This window comes from Nonomuraea sp. NPDC050663 (assembly GCF_044456985.1).
In the GTDB taxonomy this organism is placed as follows: Bacteria; Actinomycetota; Actinomycetes; order Streptosporangiales; family Streptosporangiaceae; genus Nonomuraea.
On the sequence record NZ_JBITGL010000006.1, the window covers coordinates 346536 to 364396 of the forward strand.

At 71.2% G+C, this 17861-nt stretch carries 14 protein-coding genes; 7 read left to right on the plus strand and 7 right to left on the minus strand.

What is annotated here, in order from left to right; genetic code table 11:
* Nucleotides 1–31: 31 nt before the first annotated feature.
* Nucleotides 32–2527: a M14 family zinc carboxypeptidase gene (locus tag ACIBH1_RS21895; RefSeq protein ID WP_397315669.1), complete on the minus strand. Its 2496-nt coding sequence runs from the start codon at nucleotides 2525–2527 to the stop codon at nucleotides 32–34.
* A gap of 117 nt (nucleotides 2528–2644) precedes the next feature.
* On the opposite strand from ACIBH1_RS21895, the gene ACIBH1_RS21900 reads away from it, so the two are divergent.
* Nucleotides 2645–3538: a hypothetical protein gene (locus tag ACIBH1_RS21900; protein ID WP_397315670.1), complete on the plus strand. Its 894-nt coding sequence runs from the start codon at nucleotides 2645–2647 to the stop codon at nucleotides 3536–3538.
* A 41-nt stretch (nucleotides 3539–3579) separates the two neighbouring features.
* Here the strand turns inward: ACIBH1_RS21900 and ACIBH1_RS21905 are convergent, their stop codons facing one another.
* Nucleotides 3580–4566: a sulfotransferase family protein gene (locus ACIBH1_RS21905; protein ID WP_397315672.1), complete on the minus strand. Its 987-nt coding sequence runs from the start codon at nucleotides 4564–4566 to the stop codon at nucleotides 3580–3582.
* 66 nt (nucleotides 4567–4632) lie between these two features.
* Between ACIBH1_RS21905 and polX the strand changes: the two genes are divergently transcribed.
* From polX to ACIBH1_RS21920, 3 genes are all read left to right on the plus strand, one after another.
* The gene (gene polX, locus ACIBH1_RS21910) at nucleotides 4633–6318 is read left to right on the plus strand and encodes a DNA polymerase/3'-5' exonuclease PolX (RefSeq protein ID WP_397315673.1); all 1686 of its coding nucleotides are present in this window, start codon (nucleotides 4633–4635) and stop codon (nucleotides 6316–6318) included.
* Nucleotides 6319–6355: 37 nt separating this feature from the next.
* A complete protein-coding gene (locus ACIBH1_RS21915) occupies nucleotides 6356–7402 on the plus strand; it encodes a sulfite oxidase (RefSeq protein WP_397315674.1) in 1047 nt (348 codons plus the stop codon).
* A 130-nt stretch (nucleotides 7403–7532) separates the two neighbouring features.
* A complete protein-coding gene (locus ACIBH1_RS21920) occupies nucleotides 7533–9014 on the plus strand; it encodes a wax ester/triacylglycerol synthase family O-acyltransferase (protein ID WP_397315675.1) in 1482 nt (493 codons plus the stop codon).
* On the opposite strand, the gene ACIBH1_RS21925 is transcribed toward ACIBH1_RS21920, so the two are convergent.
* Nucleotides 8952–9497 carry a TetR/AcrR family transcriptional regulator gene (locus ACIBH1_RS21925; RefSeq protein WP_397315677.1) on the minus strand — a complete coding sequence of 182 codons (546 nt, stop codon included), beginning with the start codon at nucleotides 9495–9497 and terminating at the stop codon, nucleotides 8952–8954. The genes ACIBH1_RS21920 and ACIBH1_RS21925 overlap by 63 nt on opposite strands.
* 87 nt (nucleotides 9498–9584) lie before the next feature.
* On the opposite strand from ACIBH1_RS21925, the gene ACIBH1_RS21930 reads away from it, so the two are divergent.
* Nucleotides 9585–10148 (plus strand): TetR/AcrR family transcriptional regulator, encoded by a 564-nt coding sequence (locus ACIBH1_RS21930; protein WP_397315679.1) that lies wholly within the window; start codon nucleotides 9585–9587, stop codon nucleotides 10146–10148.
* A complete protein-coding gene (locus ACIBH1_RS21935) occupies nucleotides 10145–11641 on the plus strand; it encodes an MFS transporter (protein ID WP_397315681.1) in 1497 nt (498 codons plus the stop codon). Before ACIBH1_RS21930 ends, ACIBH1_RS21935 begins: the two co-directional genes overlap by 4 nt.
* Here the strand turns inward: ACIBH1_RS21935 and ACIBH1_RS21940 are convergent.
* Nucleotides 11638–12585 (minus strand): alpha/beta hydrolase, encoded by a 948-nt coding sequence (locus tag ACIBH1_RS21940; RefSeq protein WP_397315682.1) that lies wholly within the window; start codon nucleotides 12583–12585, stop codon nucleotides 11638–11640. The two genes, ACIBH1_RS21935 and ACIBH1_RS21940, sit on opposite strands and share 4 nt — an antisense overlap.
* A 9-nt stretch (nucleotides 12586–12594) precedes the next feature.
* Entirely contained in the window at nucleotides 12595–14682 is a 2088-nt protein-coding gene (locus ACIBH1_RS21945; protein ID WP_397315683.1) for an alpha-galactosidase, read from the minus strand.
* 92 nt (nucleotides 14683–14774) lie between these two features.
* Here ACIBH1_RS21945 and ACIBH1_RS21950 point away from each other — a divergent pair, with 92 nt between their 5' ends.
* A complete protein-coding gene (locus ACIBH1_RS21950; RefSeq protein ID WP_397315684.1) occupies nucleotides 14775–15695 on the plus strand; it encodes an aldo/keto reductase in 921 nt (306 codons plus the stop codon).
* A gap of 237 nt (nucleotides 15696–15932) precedes the next feature.
* On the opposite strand, the gene ACIBH1_RS21955 is transcribed toward ACIBH1_RS21950, so the two are convergent.
* Together ACIBH1_RS21955 and ACIBH1_RS21960 are read right to left on the minus strand one after the other, a co-directional pair.
* Nucleotides 15933–17534, minus strand: a complete 1602-nt coding sequence (locus tag ACIBH1_RS21955) for a cation acetate symporter (RefSeq protein WP_397315685.1) — start codon at nucleotides 17532–17534, stop codon at nucleotides 15933–15935.
* Entirely contained in the window at nucleotides 17531–17860 is a 330-nt protein-coding gene (locus ACIBH1_RS21960) for a DUF485 domain-containing protein (RefSeq protein WP_397315686.1), read from the minus strand. The genes ACIBH1_RS21955 and ACIBH1_RS21960 overlap by 4 nt, the downstream gene beginning before the upstream one ends.
* Between the last annotated feature and the right edge of the window lies 1 nt (nucleotide 17861).

The window sequence follows — 17861 nt, forward strand, 5'->3', positions numbered from 1 at the left end:
CCGTTGCGCGCGAACCGCCCGGGATCCGCCGTCACGGCGTGGCGGCCGTCTGCCCCGAGGTGACGGCGCTCCAGTACAACGCGCTCGCGACCTGCGCGAACAGGCCCTTGGGGTGGTTGCGGAACATCGGCTCGGTGCCGAACGCCACGACCGCGGCGCCGCGCTCGTCGAGCCCGCTGATCACCGCGGCCTGCCCCCGAGCCGCCTCGGGGCCGCCGCTGCCGTCCTCGTCGGCCCGCCAGTGCCCGGAGACCAGCGGCCCCTCGGTGGCGTACGACTGCTCGGCCTCCACACCCGCGCCCAGCCCGGTGAACCAGTGCGGGGCGTACACGAACGAGAAGGAGCCGTCGGCCATGCGGACCACGCCGTTGCCGTCGGTGTTGCCCGTGACCGCCGTCGCCTGCAGCAGCCCGGCGTCGGTGTTGAAGCGGGTGCCGGTCGAACCGCGTGTCACGACGCCGCCGGTGGCGAGGTAGGCGTCGAGCGCGGCGCGGGCGGCCGGGTTGAGCTGGGCGTAGGTCAGGCCGGAGCCGACGTAGAACACGTCCGTCGAGCTCCAGTCGTAGCCCGCGTTGAGCAGGGCCGCGTTCACCGGGGTGACCTGGAATCCCAGCTCGCGCAGGGTGAACAGGTCGTCGGCCGAGCCGGCCGCGGTGATGCGGACCGGCGCCAGTGCCGTCCCGCCGGCCGTACCTCGCGTGAAGCGCACGCCGTAGCGGTCGGCGACCGTGCGGGCGGCCGGGCGCGCGGAGGACGGCAGTACGGCCGAGCCGTCCTTCCAGGTGACGGCGACGCCCTGCCGGAGCAGGTCGTTCAGCGCCTGGACGTCCTTGCCGTCGGCGAGTTCGAGCGCCAGCGGGCCGCTGCCCGAGGGCACAGAACCGGTCGGCGGGGCGGCGGCGACCGGCGTGGAGACCACCCGCAGGCGGCTGTCGGTCACCGGCTGGACGGCGGCGCCCCACAGCAGGCCGTGGCTCCAGCCGGAGATGTCGTACATGGCCCCGACGCGGGGGCTGATGTCCTGGCCGGCCTCCAGGATGACGTTGGCCAGGCCGCGCTTGGGCTGGCGCATGTCGACCACGTAGGTGCCCGCCGGGTGGTTGGCGCCGCCCGCGCGGAAGGGCAGCAGCGCCCGGCCGACCCGCACGTCGTTGGCGACCAGGAAGTCGACGAGCCGCGCGGCCGCGGGCCCGGAGTTGGGGATGACGTAGGCGCGCGGGAAGGTGGTGCCGTAGACGTCCTCGGGGCCGAAGCCGGGCACGATGCCCAGCGGGACCGTCCTGTGCGGCTCGCCCGCGGCGCCGCGGCGGAACCACTCGACCTGGTCCTTGATCAGCTTGTCCGCGTTGGCGGCCACGTGCCGGTTGGTGCCGCGGACGGCGGTGGCGTGGATGTCGGTGTTGATCCGCGCCCTGCGCTGCAGCTCGGCCACCGGCAGGGTGTTGTAGGCGTTGTTGTTGACCTGCAGCGGCACCTCGATCGTCTGGGCGATGACCGCTCCGTGGAAGGGCGCGTACTGCGGGGTGAAGATGGGCGGCCAGTCGTCCCAGCCGTCGACGTAGTCGCGGAAGGGGATCTCGACGGGGTTCACGCCGTCGGCGGCGGGCGTGTAGCCGAGCCCGTTGATCGCCGACTCCAGGTTCAGGCCGTTGGCCCAGGTGTTGGTGATGAACAGGTCGTACTCGTAGTTGGCGCCGTGCGGCGGCGTGGTCGGCTCGACCAGGGTGCCGTTGACGTAGCCGTGCAGGTCCAGCATGGCCACCGGCTGGACGTCGATCATGATCTGCCGCATCGCGCGCACCTCGGGCTGCGAGACGGTGACGAGGTCGCGGTTCATGTCGAAGCCGTTGGCGTTGGCGCGCGTGTTGGCGATGCGCCCGTCGGGGTTGGCCACGACGTTGAAGTACAGGCGCGCCGACTTCAGCAGCTTCACGACGGCGGGGTCGGTGCTGGTGGCCAGCTCCTCGATGACCCGCAGGGCGCCGTCGACGCCCTCGAACTCGTTGCCGTGGATGCTGGAGTTGTAGAAGACCGGGGCCTTGTAGCCGCGCGGCGGGCGGTGGCCCTCCTCGATGAGGCGGCGGCCGAGCTCCTGCTTCCAGTCGTCGGCGGCGCTCTCCGGCGCGGTCACGGTCACCAGGTAGAGGTCGCGGCCCCCGGCGCTGCGCCCGATGACCTCGGCGCTGACGCGGTCGCCGAGCGCCTGCAGGGCGTTGAGCTTGCCGGCGATGGCGTGGTAGGGCGTCAGGCCGAGCTTGATGGCGGCGTCGCCGGGGTTCTCCGGCGGGATGGGCAGCGTGGTCCTGCGCGGGTACCCGCGGTCGTGCCGGAGGGTGACCGCTCCCTGCGATGCGGCCCTCTCGGTCGCGGCGAGCGCGGACGCGGGCTCCTCGATCAGCGCGGCGATCTCGTTGCGTTCCGGGCCGTTGCCGGGCTCGCGGTGCTTGGGCGCGGGGTCGGCGGAGGCGGCGGTCGCGGGTGTCAGCAGCAATGCGGCGGATAACAGGGTGGTGAAGATGCGACGCATGGTCGAGAATCGCACGCATCGTCCGCCGCGTCCATCGGCCGCCTGCCGATCAAATTTCCTGTAAAATCAATAGGAAATAAAGGAAACAAGTCGAGCGGGAAGGCCTACTCTCACGCCATGCCGATCTCGAGATATCTGCCGTCGCCAGAACGCTCCACCGTGGCGGTCGCCCCCGCCGTGGCCGAGCCGGGGCACTGGGCGGGCGCGCCCAGTGCCGTCGCCACCGACGAGGCGATCTACCTCGCCTACCGCCTGCGCCGCCCGATCTCCCAGGGACGCGGGCACGCCGTCGTCGTCGCCCGCTCCGCCGACGGCGTGCGCTTCGAGCCGATCCTGACCGTCACCAGCGACCAGATGGACACCGAGTCGCTGGAGCGCCCCTGGTTGCTGCGCACCCCCGAGGGCCGGTGGCGGCTCTACCTGAGCTGCGCCACGTTCGGCACCAAGCACTGGCGGGTGGAGGTGCTGGAGGCCGGCTCGCCCGACGCCTTCGACCCCGCCCGCCGCCGGACCGTGCTGCCCGGCGACCCCAAGACCGGCGTCAAGGACCCGGTGATCGTACGGCGGGGCGGCACGTGGCACCTGTGGGCCTCCTGCCACCCGCTGACCGACCCCGAGGAGGCCGACCAGATGGTCTCCGACTACGCGACCAGCACGGACGGGCTCGCCTGGACCTGGCACGGCACCGCCCTCAGCGGACGGCCCGCCACGTGGGACTCGCGCGGCGCCCGGGTCAGCGCGGTGCGCTTCACGGAGGACGGCGTGCTCGCCTTCTACGACGGGCGGGCCAGCGCGGCGGAGAACTACGAGGAGCGCACGGGGGTCGCGCTGGGCACCGACCCGGCCTCGCTCACCCCGGTCGGCGACTCCCCCGCCGCCGCCTCGCCGCACGCGGGGGGCGGGTTGCGGTATCTGGACATCGTGGACCTGGCCGATGGCGGGGTGCGGTTGTACTACGAGTTCACGCGGCCCGACGGGGCCCACGAACTGCGCACGGAACTCCGCGCCTGACACACCGACGGCACCGGGGCCGGGTCGCGCCGCCCAGAGCTTCAGGTCGTCTCCTCCCCCAGGCGGCCGTTGCGGGCCTGGCGCTGGCCCGGCGGGCGGGCGCCGACCAGGCCGCCGGAGCGGGGCCTGGGCCGCACCCAGTCGCCGAACTCCTCCCCCGTCACCTCCTGCAGCACCTCGATGTCGGCCGCGAAGTACGGGATCAGCGCCCTCCGCTGCTCCCATGTCAGCGGACGCCGCGCCGGGCCGCTCCGCTGCAGCAGCGTCTCGATCCGCTCGGCCAGCCGCCCGCCCGCGCTCTCGGGCAGCACCCGCACCCCCGAGCGCAGGAGCGCCGACAGCACCCGGTGCCGCCCGCCCGCGACGGGATGCGCGGTCACGTTCTCCCTCGGCACCCCCTCCAGGAGCCCTTGCTCGACCCCGAGGAAGGCGCAGATGCGGTCCAGCGTCTCGGCGGGCCGGTCGATCAGGTCGCGGTAGCGGAAGACCAGCACCTGCTCGCGCGGGAAGAGGGTGAACAGGTGCCGGAGCTGCGCGCCGTACCGTCCGAGGCCGACGTAGTGCCAGAAGTGCGACCATCCCTCGGCCACCCGCTGGGGTTCGGCGGCGCAGGCCTTGACCACGTCGCCGATCGGCTCCAGCCCGGCCGACCACAGGTGGGTCCAGTTGGAGTGCGCCCGCTCGACGGGGTCGCGCAGCACGGCGATGAGCCTGGCTCCGGGGACGGCGGCGTGGATGCGTCGCTGGGCGTCGAGGTCGTAGAGGTAGAAGGGGGTGGCCTCCCCGGTCAGCGCTCCGGGCGGCGCGTCGTCGAAGAGGGCCTCGTAGTCGGCGCGCCGCCAGACGTGCTCGCGGTAGGTCTGGGCGTCTCCCGGCCCGCCGCGCACGGGCGGGGGCCCGTCGGTGAGGAAGTGCTTGGGTTCCTTGACCGGTGACAGGTGGAGCGCGGGGTGCCTGCTGAGGGCCGCGTGGAGGGCGGTCGTCCCCGACTTGGGGGCGCCGATCACCAGAAAGTTCGGCAGGGGCATGCGATCTCAATACCCCCATATTCCTACAGATTAACTAGGCAATATGAAGACGCCTAAGCTTGCCCCATGGCACGGGCTAACGAAGAGGCTGCGGCGGCGCTGCAGGAGTATTCCGAGCTGTTCGCGATCAACGGAGGCGACGCCTTCCGGGTGCGCAGCTACCAGAAGGCGGTCAAGGCGATCGCCGGCTTCCCCGAAGACATCGCCACCGTCAACGTGCGCACCGTCCCCGGTGTGGGCGAGGCGATCGCGCTGAAGATCGAGGAGTTCCTCGAGCGCGGCAGCTTCCGCCAGCTCGACGCGCTGCGCGAGAAGGTGCCCGCCGGGGTGCTGAGCCTCACCAAGGTGCCCACGCTGGGGCCGAAGACGGCGATCATGCTCTTCCAGGACTTCGGCATCGACTCCCCCACCGCCCTGGCCGAGGCGATCACCGCCGGGCGGCTCGACGGCGTCAAGGGGCTCGGGCCCAAGACGCTGGCCAACCTGGCCAAGGGCGTCGAGCAGCTGGAGCAGTCGGGCAGGCGCGTGCACATCGGCGTCGCGATGAAGCTGGCCGAGCAGGTCATGGCCTCGCTCGACGCCGAGCGCATCGGCTTCGCCGGGTCGCTGCGGCGCATGAAGGACACGATCGGCGACATCGACATCCTGGCCGTCGCCGATCCGGGGATCATGGAGCAGTTCCGCGCCCAGCCGTACGTCGCGGAGGTGATCGCGGCGGGCGACAAGAAGACCTCGATCCGCACCACCGCCGGGGTCCAGGTGGACCTGCGCGTGGTGCCCGCCGGCTCGTGGGGCGCGGCGATGCAGTACTTCACCGGCTCCAAGGAGCACAACGTCACCATCCGCGAGATGGCGGTCAAGAAGGGCTGGAAGCTCTCGGAGTACGGCCTGTTCGAGGGCGAGCGGGTGCTCGCGGCGGAGTCGGAGGAGGAGATCTACGCCGCGCTCGGCATGCAGTTCGTGCCGCCGCCCATGCGCGAGGACGGCGGCGAGGTGCAGGCGGCGCTGAAGGGCGAGCTCCCGGTGCTGGTCACCCTGGAGGACCTGAAGGGCGACCTGCACACCCACACCGACCTGACCGACGGCGTGGCCTCGCTCGAGGACATGGTCGCCGCCGCCCACGCCCTCGGTTACTCCTACTACGCGGTCACCGACCACGCGCCCGACCTGACCATGCAGCGCATGACGCTCGACAAGGCGCTGGACCAGCGGGCCAAGCTCGCCGACCTTCAGGCCAAATATCCGGACATGAGGCTGCTGCACGGCTCGGAGCTCAACATCGCCCCCGACGGCTCCGTCGACTGGCCCGCCCCGATCCTGACGGGCTTCGACGTCTGCGTGGCCAGCGTGCACTCCCACTTCACCCAGTCACGCGACGAGATGACCCGCCGCTTCATCGCCGCCTGCGAAAACCCGAACGTGCACATCATCGGCCACCCGACCACCCGCAAGATCGGCAAGCGCCCCATGGTCGACGCCGACTGGGAGGCGGTGTTCAAGGCCGCCGCCCGCACGGGCACCGCCCTGGAGATCGACTCCTACCCCGACCGCTCCGACCTGCCCTCCGACCTGGTCAGGCTGGCCAAGCACCACGGGGTCAAGTTCTCGATCGACAGCGACTCGCACGCCGTGCCCCACCTGGCCCACCAGCGCTACGGCATCGGCATCGCGCAGCGTGCTTGGCTGACCGGCGACGACGTGATCAACACCTGGCCGCTGGAGCGCCTGCTCGCTTTCCTTGGCCGTTCCTAGAGGATTACATGGTTCTCAGGTAGGGAATAGGTGGTACATGACCACCGTTGTGCGCACCGCCGTCAAGCCCCTGCCCGAGCACCTGTTCCGGCTCAACGAGACCGGTGCGGAGATGCGCTGGGAAGCGATGGCCGGCCAGGGTTACCACACCCCGGCCGAACGCTTCTTCGTGCGCAACCACACCTCCACGCCGCTGATCGACGCCTCGACGTGGCGGCTGCACCTGCACGGCGACGGGGTGAGCAGGCCGCTGCGGCTGACCTACGGCCAGATCCTGGCCATGGCCCCGCGCACCATCGACGCCGCCATCGAGTGCGCGGGCAACGGGCGGCGGTTCTACGCCGCCCAACAGCACGACCGCAGGCCGGGAGCGCAGTGGGGGCTCGGCGCCATCGGCGTGGCCCGGTGGCGCGGCGTGCCGCTGCGCGACCTGCTCCGCGCGGCGGGCCTGCGCCCGGAGGCCGTCGACGTGGTGGCGGCCGGGCTGGACGAGCCGTTCGAGCAGTACGGGCACGTACGACGGCCGCTGCCGGTCGGCAAGGCGCTCGACGACGTGCTGGTCGCCTACGAGATGAACGGCCGCCCGCTGCCCCCCGACCACGGTTTCCCCGTCCGGCTGGTGGTGCCGGGTTGGGCGGGAATCGCGTCGATCAAATGGCTGGGCGAGCTCCGGGTGAGCACCAAAAAGGTCGACACACCTTGGAATACAATCTTTTACCCGGATATCACGGAAATGCCGGTCAAGAGCGCCTTCGAGCTGGCCTGGGATGCCATTCTCCCCGCCGGACGGGCGCACATCCTGCACGGCCGATCCTGGTCGGGTGCGGGCCGGATCGTCCGGGTCGAGGTGAGCACCGACGGCGGCCGGACCTGGCGGCCGGCCGAGCACCGGGGCCGCCACCTGGCGGGAGCCTGGTTGCCGTGGCACATCACGTGGCTGCCCGAGCGGGCGGGCGCCCACGTCCTGATGGCCAGGGCCACCGACGAGACCGGCAGGACCCAGCCGGCCGTCAGCGCGGTGAACGCTTTCGGTTATCACTTCGACGCGGTGATCCGTCACCCGATTCGTGTGACCGAAGGATAGACAAGTCTCACCACTCCGCTGACCTGCGCCCTTTTCCTGACCATGGGAATTCACCTGTAAGAATTGCGCGGATACGCCGGCGAAACCGCACGGTGTGACGATGTCGGCAAGCCCACCAGAAGGAGAGGCGATGCCCCAGCTGACCGCGCTCGACGCCCAGTTCCTCCATTTCGAGTCCGCCACCACCGCAGCGCACGTGGCGGGGGTCGCGATCCTCGACCCGGAGGGCGGCACGGTCACCAGGGACGCCCTCGCGGACCTGCTCCGCGACCGCATGCACCTGTCGCCCGCCCTGACCCGGCGCCTGAAGTACCCGCCCTTCGGCCTCGACCACCCGTACTGGGTGGACGACCCCGGCATCGACCTCGACCACCACGTGTTCGAGAGCCGCCTGCCCGCGCCCGGCGACGAGCTGCGCCTGGCCGAGCACCTGTCGGCCATCCACGAGCGCCACCTCGACCGCGAGCGGCCGCTGTGGGAGATGCACCTGATCACGGGGCTGTCCCGCGGCCGGGTCGCCGTCTACACCAAGGTGCACCACGCCGCCATCGACGGCGTCTCCGGCGCCGAGACCCTGGCCGCCCTGCTCGACCTGACGCCGGAACCGCGCACCGTGGAGCCGGTGGAGCGCGCGCAGGCGGACGAACCCTCGCTGGCGGACATGCTGACGGGCGCGCTGGGCCGTACGGCCACGCAGGGAGCGCGCACGGTGCGCTCGCTGGTCAGGACGGCCGGCGAGCTCGACGCCATGCCGCTGGTGTCGTCGCTGCCCGGCTCCGGCCTGCTGTCGAGGACCGCCCGGTGGCTGGGCGGCGACCGGCGCTCCCATCCGGAGCTGCCCGCCCTGTCGGCGCCCCGCACGATGCTCAACGGCCCGATCACCGGCAGCAGGAGGCTCGCCTTCGGCTCCGTCCCGCTCAAGGACGTCAAGCGGGCCGCGCAGGCGTTCGGCGGCAGCGTCAACGACGTCGTCATGGCACTGTGCGCGGGCGCGCTGCGCTCGTGGCTGGAGGAGCGCGGCGCGCTGCCCGGCCGTCCGCTGGTGGCGGCCGTGCCGGTGGCGGTCCGTACGGCCAGCGCCATGGAGCAGGCGGGCAACCAGCTGGCCATGATGGCCGTGCCGCTGGCCACCGACGTCGCCGACCCGCTGGAGCGCCTGGCCGAGGTCAGGAAGGCGACCGGCGCGGCCAAGCGGAGGCTGGCGATGTCGTCGGCCAACTGGCTGGCCGAGTTGTGCGAGGTGCTGCCGGCGCCGCTCGCGGAACTGGCCACCCCCGCCGTCTCCCGCGCCGTCTCCGGCGCCTTCCCGCCGATCAACATCCTGATCAGCAACGTGCCCGGGCCGCAGTTCCCGCTCTACCTGTGCGGCGGCCGGGTGTTGTCGTACTTCCCCGTCTCGGTGCTGACCGACCTGAGCGGCGGCGTCAACATCACCTGCTTCTCCTACGACGGCATGCTCGACTTCGGCCTGGTGGCCTGCCCGTCGAAGGTGCCCGACGTGTGGGGGCTGCTGGGCCACCTGCAGAGTGCCATGAAGGAGCTGACGCGCCTAGAGGAGACCACCGGCGATGAGTTCCGCCACCGCGTCGGGATCGATCTGGTGTCCGGTTAGCTGGGTGAGCGTCTCCTGATACAGCAGCACGGCGGCGAAGGTGGCGGCGGCCACCTCCAGCCGTGCGCTCTCCCCGCGCGCCGTCGGCAGCGCCAGCTCCAGCGCGAAGCGTGAGCGCCGGATCAGCTCGCCGTTGAGGCGCCCGAGGCGCTCCTTCACCGAGACGTGGGTGTCGGCCTCGCGGAACAGGATGCGCCGCATCGCCGGGGAGGCGCGCAGGGGCATGCGCCTGGCCAGGCGCGAGAGCGTGCCCGCGGGGTCTCCGGGCACCGCGTCGACGCGGGTGTCCTCCTCGACCAGCGTGCGCTCGTCGACCAGCGCCACCAGGACGTCGATCTTGCGCGGGAAGTAGTGGAAGACCAGCCCCTTCGGCACCTGGGCCATTCTGGCGATCACCGAGGTCGGCGTCGCTTCGTACCCCCTGCCCGCAAACAACTCCTCGGCCGCGTCGAGGATGCGCGTGCGGGCGTCCCCGATTGCCACAGCTCGACGATAGCCGCGCGCGTCCCCGTCGTATAGTGTGAGACAATATTGTCGCAAATTAGACGTATTTGTCTTAGGAGGCCCGCGATGGCCGTGAGCCGTGAGCAGATCCTCGACGCCGCGATCAGGCATCTCAACGCCTCGCCGACGGCCTCGATGGCGCAGATCGCCGAGGCCGCCGGGATCAGCAGGGCCACCCTGCACCGCCACTTCAGCAGCCGCGACGACCTTGTGATCGAGCTCGGCCGGCGGGCCCTGGACCGCTGGGAGCGCGCACAGGACGAGGCGGGCATCGACGGGGCCGACGACGACCCAGCCCACCTGCGAGAGACGCTGATGGCCCTGATCGAGGGCGAGGTGGGCGTGGCGGAGGAACACGGGTTCACCCTGACCGTGGAGACCACGAGCGAGGAGCTGGTCGCCCGGTCCATGGAGCTGGAACGGCGCGAGCTGGCGCTGATCGAGGCCTGCCAGCGGGCCGGCGTGCTCCGCTCCGACCTGCCCGCCGTCTGGGTCAGCAGCACCGTCTACGGCCTGCTGGTGGCCCTGCGCGAGAGCCTGCGCCGGGGCGAGATCGCCCCGCGGGAGGCGACCCGGCTGATGGTCGAGAGCTTCCTTCGTGGAGCATCTAACAAGGGGGATCAGTCATGAAAGTTGTAGTCGCGCCACCGCACGCCAGGAGATGGGCGGCCCTGGCGGTGCTCTCCGCCAGCCTGCTCCTGGTGGTCATGGACATGACCATCCTGAACGTCGCGCTGCCGGAGATCTCCGCCGACCTGAAACCCGGCTCGATCGAGCTGCTGTGGATGGTCGACGTGTATTCGCTGGTGGTGGCCGGACTGCTGGTCACCGCGAGCAGCCTGGGCGACCGGTGGGGGCGCAAACGCATGCTGCTGACCGGCTTCGCCGTGTTCGGCGTCGCCTCGGTGGCGGTGTTGTGGGCCACGACCCCGGCGGCGGTGATCGCGGTGCGGGCGCTGCTCGGCGTCGGCGGTGCGATGATCATGCCGTCCACGCTGTCGATGATCCGCAACCTGTTCACCGACGCCCGGGAACGTGCCACGGCGCTCGGAGTCTGGGCGACCATGGCGGCCCTCGGCGGCGCGCTCGGCCCCATCGTCGGCGGCCTGCTGCTGGAGCACTTCAGCTGGCACGCCGCGTTCCTGGTCAACGTGCCGGTGATGGCCATCGCGATCATCGCCGGGCTGATCCTGCTGCCCGAGTCGCGCAACCCCAACCCCGGCCGCTGGGACGCCCTGGGCACGGTGTTGTCGATCGTCGGCATGGTGACCCTCGTCTACGCGATCAAGCACTTCGCCAAGGAGGGCCTGACCTTCCCGCCCGCGCTGGTCACCGCGGCCGTCGCCATCGTCACGCTGACCTGGTTCATCAGGCGCTGCCTGAACCGGCCCGACCCGCTCCTGGAACTGCGCCTGTTCCGCAGCGGCTCGTTCACCTCCGGCACCATCGCAGCGCTGACCACCTCCATCGCCATGGCCGCGATGATGCTGCTCCTGGCCCAGTGGATGCAGCTCGTCATGGGCTACTCGCCGCTGGAGACCGGCGTGCGCCTGCTGCCGATGGCCGTCGGCGCCGGCATCTTCTCACCGCTGGCCCCGGCCATCGCCGAACGCATCGGCGCGCGCACGGTGCTGGCGGGGGGCCTGGTCGTGGCCGGCCTGGGCTTCCTGACGTTGTGGGTGCTGCCGCTCGGCTACCCGAGCGTGGCGGTGTCGCTGCTGCTCATCGGCTCGGGCATGGGCTCGCTGGCCATCGCCTCCGCGGTCATCATGTCGGGCACGCCCGCCGAGAAGGCGGGCAGCGCGGCGGCCATCGAGGAGACCAGCTACGAGGTCGGGGGCACCCTCGGCGTGGCCGTCCTGGGCAGCATCGCCGCCACCGCCTACCGCTCGGAACTGCCCGCCGGCACCGCGCAGGCCGCGCGCGAGTCGCTCGGCGGCGCGCTGGAGACGGCCGGCGCCATGGGCCCCTCCGGCGCGGCGCTCGCCCAGCAGGCGCAGCAGGCCTTCAACGACTCCCTCGTGCTGACCTCGGCGTACGGCGGAGCACTCATGCTGGTGGCCGCCGCCGTGATCTGGTGGCTCACCCCCAAGGACCTCGACCTGGCCGAGGCCGAGCACTAACCCCGCCGCAGAGCCTCCAGCAGCATCGGGCGGGCACGGCGCAACTCGGCCTGCCAGGTCGCGTGGTCGTGCCCGCCCCGCCCGAAGTGGGTGCGCACCGGGATGTCCAGCTCGCGCAGCCTGCCCACGAAGTCACGCGCCGCCTCGCGCGCCAGGTTCTCGACCAGGTCACCCTCGCCCGCGGCGACGTAGAGCACGACGCCCCTGAGCCGGCCGGCCTGGTCGTAGGGATTGTGGGCGGCCCAGACCTCCCGCTGGTCGTCGGGGTCGCCCCAGATGCGCTTCCAGTCGGTGCCGGGGCAGGCCAGGCTCGTCGCGAGCATGACCGTCTGGGGCACTCCCGGCCGCAGGATGTGCAGCGCCCCGCTGAAGGAGGCGGCGGCGCGGAAGTGGCCCCGGGCGGCGTAGAGCATGGCGCCCTGGCCGCCCATCGAGTATCCGGCGACCGCCCGCCTGTCCGAGGCCCGGTAGCGCCGTTCCAGCAGGGGCAGCAGTTCCGTCAGGTGGTAGGTCTCCCACGCGGGGCCGTCGCGCCAGTCGGAGTAGCTGCCGCACCTGCCGCCGTCGGGCATCACCACGATGACGTCGTCGTCCCGCGTCAGGGCGGCGACGTCGGTCTTGGCGGTCCAGGAGGTGTAGCCGTCGAGGCCGCCGTGCAGGAGCCAGAGCGAGGGCCAGGTGCGCTCGGCGCCGGGCGACCACCCTTTCGGGAGCAGGAGCCGCACGCCGGTCTCCGCGCCGAGCGCGGGCGACCTCAGCCGCAGCTCCATGCGCCGCTCGTCGAGCCGCTTCTCCTCCAGCACCTCCAGCCCTGCGGACCTCGGAGGATCGTGGCGCTCGGAAGCACCGCCGGGCCACAGGAACAGCACCAGGGCGAACAGGAGCACGGCGGCCAGGCCGCCGAGCAGACACCCGCGCAGCCTCGCCGCCCGCCTTGTTGACACGGCGTATAATTACATACGCGTCAGCCGCACCACCAGACTCGCGTAGTCACCGCGCGGCAGCCGGTCCAGCGGCAGCCCGTGGGCCAGGAGCACGGCGCCCGAGTGCTCGGCGCCGGTGTCGTCGTCGCGGTAGCGGGCCTCGGGATCGAGCCCCCGAAGGCGCAGCGGCCAGGGCGCGTGGCCGAACCGGGTGTTCACCCGGTAGGCGAAGACCACCACCTGCTCCCCCAGGGAGTACTGCACGCCCACCACGGGAGCGTCGGGCGGGGTGAGCCGGTGCACCACGCCGTGCTGGACGACCGGGCGGATCAGCCTGTACTGCGCCACCAGATCGGCCGCCTCGGCCAGCTCCTCCTGGCTCCACCTGGTCAGGTTGCCGCCCAGGGCGAGCACACCCGCCATGGCCACGTGGAAGCGGAAACGCAGCGGCACCAGGCGGCGGGTCAGCGGGTTGGGGCTGTCGGTCACCCACGCGGCCATGGCCCTGACCGGATACACCTGCGTGAAGCCGTGCTGGATGGAGACGCGGTCGACCGCGTCGGTGTTGTCGGAGGTCCACACCTCGTCGACCCTGGCCAGCATGCCCAGGTCGACGCGGCCGCCGCCGCCCGAGCAGCCCTCGATGCGCAGGTGCGGATGGTCGGCGCGCAGGCGGTCGAGCAGCGCGTACAGGTTGCGCACGTGCGCGTCCCAGAGCCGGTCGGGGTCGCCGGAGTCCGGCCAGCCGCCCTCGGTGAACGAGCGGTTGAAGTCCCACTTGAGGAAGTCGATCTCGTGCTCGGAGACCAGCCGGTCGAGCCACTCGTGCGCCCAGGCGGCCACGTCGGGGCGGCCGAAGTTCAGCACCAGCTGGTTGCGCATGGTGGTGCGGGTGCGGTTGGGCATGTGGATCACCCAGTCCGGGTGGGCGCGGTACAGGTCGCTGTCGGGGTTGACCATCTCGGGCTCCACCCACAGGCCGAAGCGCATGCCGTACGCGTGCACGCCCTCGATCAGCTGGCCCAGGCCCTGCGGGAAACGGTCGCGGTTGACGGTCCAGTCGCCGAGCCCGGCCCAGTCGTTGACGCGGGCGCCGAACCAGCCGTCGTCGAGCACGAACAGCTCGGCTCCGGCCGAGGCGGCCAGCTTGGCCAGGGCCAGCTGGCCGTCGACGTTGACGTCGAACCAGGTCGCCTCCCAGGAGTTGTAGACGATCGGGCGCAGCTCCTGCGGATGCGGCAGGACGTGCTCCAGGACGTGGGCGTGCCAGGCGTGGCTGACGCCGCCGAATCCTGCCGTGCCGTACAGGCCGGAGAAGACCGGGCTCGTCCAGGTCTCGCCGGGCCCGAGGTGGGTGCGCAGGCCCTCGTGGCCCGCTCCGCCGGTGAAGACGACGCCGTCGAAGGGGGTGCGCTGCACGGTGATGCGCCAGCTGCCGCTCCAGGCCAGCGCCGCGCTCCAGACCTCGCCCTGCTCCTCGGTGGCGGTGCCGTCGTCGAGCATCAGCCACGGGTTGGCCTGGTGGCTGGTGGCGCCGCGGCGGCTGGTCAGGACGGTCTCGCCGACCGGCAGTTCCTCGCGTACGAGCTGGTTCTCCGCCGACCACGCGCCCACGACGTGGCTGAGGCGGGTGCCGCGCGGCGGGCTCCAGGAGGCCGAGTCGCAGCGCTGCACCTCGATCGGCTCGCCCTGGCCGGTGTGGCTCAGCTCGGTCCAGCGCTCGATCACGTCGCTGTCCTCGCGCACGCGGTAGTGCAGGGTGATCGCCAGGGGGTAGTGGCGGTCGGCGAGCCTGAGCCGCAGGTGGCCGCCATCGATCTCATGACCGTCGAAGCGCCACTCGACGCCGCCGGCGCCGTCGGCGAAGCGCACCTGCAACGAGGCGGGGCCGAACGACGCTCCCGTCTGGGCCGGCAGCTCGGGGTCGCTGGGGCCGCCGTGGAAGCTGCTGATGTCTCGCGGCGCGGGCGCGACGATCTCCGCCGCCTGCTCCAGGGTCAGCGGGGCGCCCCAGTGCACCGCGCGCGGGCAGTCGCCGTCGTCGAGGCGCAGCGCGTAGGACGAGTGGGGAGTGCGCAGCAGCCAGAGCCGTCGCTCGGCGTCGTGGAACACGCTCATCCAGGGAATCCTTAATTTATTGACAGCGTTAATAAATCCTAGGCACAGCCCCCCTGTCGGTCGCAAGAGGCGAGGGTGTCTAGCCTGATCGGATGACTATGATCGGTGACCTTTCGGTCTCTCCCCTGTGCCTGGGCACCAACGTCTTCGGCTGGACCGCCGACCGCGAGACCTCCTTCGCGGTCCTGGACGCCTTCGTGGGCGCGGGCGGCACCTTCATCGACACCGCCGACGTCTACCCCGTGTGGGCGACGGGCGAGTCGACCTCGGAGAAGATCATCGGCGAGTGGATGGCGTCGCGCGGCAACCGCGACTCCATCGTGCTGGCCACCAAGGTCGGGATGCTGGAAGGACTGCAGGGCCTGGCTCCCGCGGTCATCCGCACCGCCGTGGAGAACTCCCTGCGCCGCCTGCGCACCGACCACATCGACCTCTACTGGGCGCACGTCGACGACCACGACATCCCGCTGGTGGAGAGCCTGGCCACCTTCGACGAGCTGGTGCGCGAGGGCAAGGTGCGCCAGATCGGCGCCTCCAACCACGGGCCGGAGCGGCTCGCCGAGGCCCTGCGGATCTCCGCCGCGGAGGGCCTGGTCTCCTACGCCGCCCTGCAGCAGGAGTACAACCTCGTCGAGCGCGGCTACGAAGGCGCCCTGCGCGACGTCGTCTCCGCCCACGGCCTGGCCAGCACGCCGTACTTCGGCCTGGCCCGCGGCTTCCTGACCGGCAAGTACGCCCCCGGCGTGACCGTCGACAGCCCGCGCGCCGGCAAGGCCGCCGCCTACCTCGACACCCCGCGCGGCCCCCGCGTCCTCGAAGCCCTGGCCAAGGTCGCCGCCTCGCACGAGACCCGACCCGCCACCGTCGCCCTGGCCTGGCTCGCCGCGCAGCCCACCGTGGCCGCCCCCATCGCCAGCGCCCGCAACCTGGAGCAGCTCGGCCCGATCCTGGCCGCCGCCGACCTCACGCTCGGCGCCGACGAGCTCGCCCTGCTCGACGAGGCCTCCGCCTGAGCAACACCGCCGGGAGACCTGAGTAACGTGCTACTCAGGTCTCCTTTCTCATGCGGCACGACCATCTGAAGCGTGATCCCGCTGCTTCTGGCCACCCTTTGCGCCCTGGCGTACGGGGCCTCCGACTTCCTGGGCGGCCGGCCTGGCCGTACGGCAGGACAGCAGGACGGGCCGTGAGCCCGGACACGCGGAAGGCCCGGCGGGTGGGGGCCGGGCCTTCCGTTGGTGCGGACTCGATCAGTGCTTGGTCGCCTGCTCCGCGCCGATGCCGGTCAGGGAGCGGACCTCGATCTCGGCCCACTTGCCGGAGTTGTACTCCTTGCTGAGCACGGTGCCGAGCCAGCCGAAGAAGAATCCGAGCGGGATCGAGATGATGCCCGGGTTCGACAGGTTCCACAGGACGAAGTCGGCGTCCTTGAACAGCGCCGTCTTGCTGCCGGAGACGACCGGCGAGAAGATCACCATGATCAGGCAGGAGACCAGGCCGCCGTAGATGGCCGACACGGCGCCCGCGGTGTTGAACCTCTTCCAGAACAGGCTGTAGAGGATCGCGGGCAGGTTGCCCGAGGCCGCCACCGCGAAGGCGAGGGCCACCAGGAAGGCCACGTTCTGGCCCTGCGCGAGGATGCCGAGGGCGATCGCGACCGCGCCGATCACGAAGGCCGAGATCCTGGCCACCAGCACCTCTTCACGCTCGGTGGTGTTGCCGCGCTTGAAGACGTGGGCGTACAGGTCGTGGGCGAAGCTGGAGGAGGAGGCGAGCGTCAGGCCCGCGACCACCGCCAGGATCGTGGCGAAGGCGACCGCGCCGATGAGGGCGAGCAGGATGATGCCGCCGGTCTCACCGAGGAAGTCTGCGCCGATCGCCTCGGCCAGCTGTGGTGCGGCCGTGTTGCCCGAGGTGTCGGTGGCGGGGATCTTCACCAGGGCCGCGGCGCCGAAGCCCAGGATCAGGGTGAACAGGTAGAAGGTGCCGATGATGCCGATGCCCCACAGAACCGACTTCCTGGCGTCCTTCGCGGTGGGCACGGTGTAGAAGCGGATGAGGATGTGCGGCAGACCGGCCGTGCCCAGGACGAGTGCGAGTCCGAGGCTGATGAGGTCGATCTTGCCGATGAGCCCCTGGGCGTCGGTGCCGTACTTCAGGCCGGGCACCGAGAGCGCGTCGCCCTTGCCGGTGGCCGTGCCGGCCGCCTCGAGCAGCGCCGACAGGTTGAAGCCGTACTTGGCCAGCACCAGGATCGTGATCAGACCGGCGCCGCTCATGAGCAGCACGGCCTTGACGATCTGGACCCAGGTGGTGCCCTTCATGCCGCCGAAGACCACGTAGATGATCATCAGCACGCCCACGCCGACGAGCACCCAGTTCTTGCCCGCGGTGTCGGTGATGCCGAGCAGCAGGCCGACCAGCGCGCCCGCGCCGACCATCTGGGCGATCAGGTAGAAGATCGACACGGTGATGGTCGAGACGCCCGCGGCGGTGCGGACCGGGCGGGGGCTCATGCGGAAGGCCAGCACGTCGGCCATGGTGAACTTGCCGGAGTTCCGCATCAGCTCGGCGACCAGCAGCAGCGCCACCAGCCAGGCCACGAGGAAGCCGATGGAGTACAGGAACCCGTCGTAGCCCGACAGCGCGATCATGCCCGCGATGCCCAGGAACGACGCGGCAGACATGTAGTCGCCGCCGATCGCCAGGCCGTTCTGCACGCCGGTGAACGAGCGGCCGCCCGCGTAGTAGTCGGCGGCGGTCTTGGTGTTGCGGCTCGCCCAGAACGTGATGCCCAGCGTGAGCGCCACGAAGGCCAGAAACAGGACGGTCGCCAGGGTGTGGCCGCTCACTTGGACTCTTCCTCCACCTCGTGACGGATCTTGTCGGCAATCGGGTCGAGCTTCTTCTCGGCGTGCCTGGAGTAGGCCCACGCGATCCAGAAGGTCGAGACGAACTGGAGCAGCCCCAGGATGATGCCGACGTTGATCTCGCCGATGACGTCGATCGCCATGAAGTCACGGGCCCAGCCGGAGAGCACCACGTACAGCAGGTACCAGACCAGGAAGGCGACGGTCATGGGGAAGGTCCACTTGCGGAAGCGCTGCTTCAGTTCCTGAAACTCGCTGCTTTCCTGGACACGTTCGTAGACAGACGTGTCGTGTTCTCGGGTTGTCACC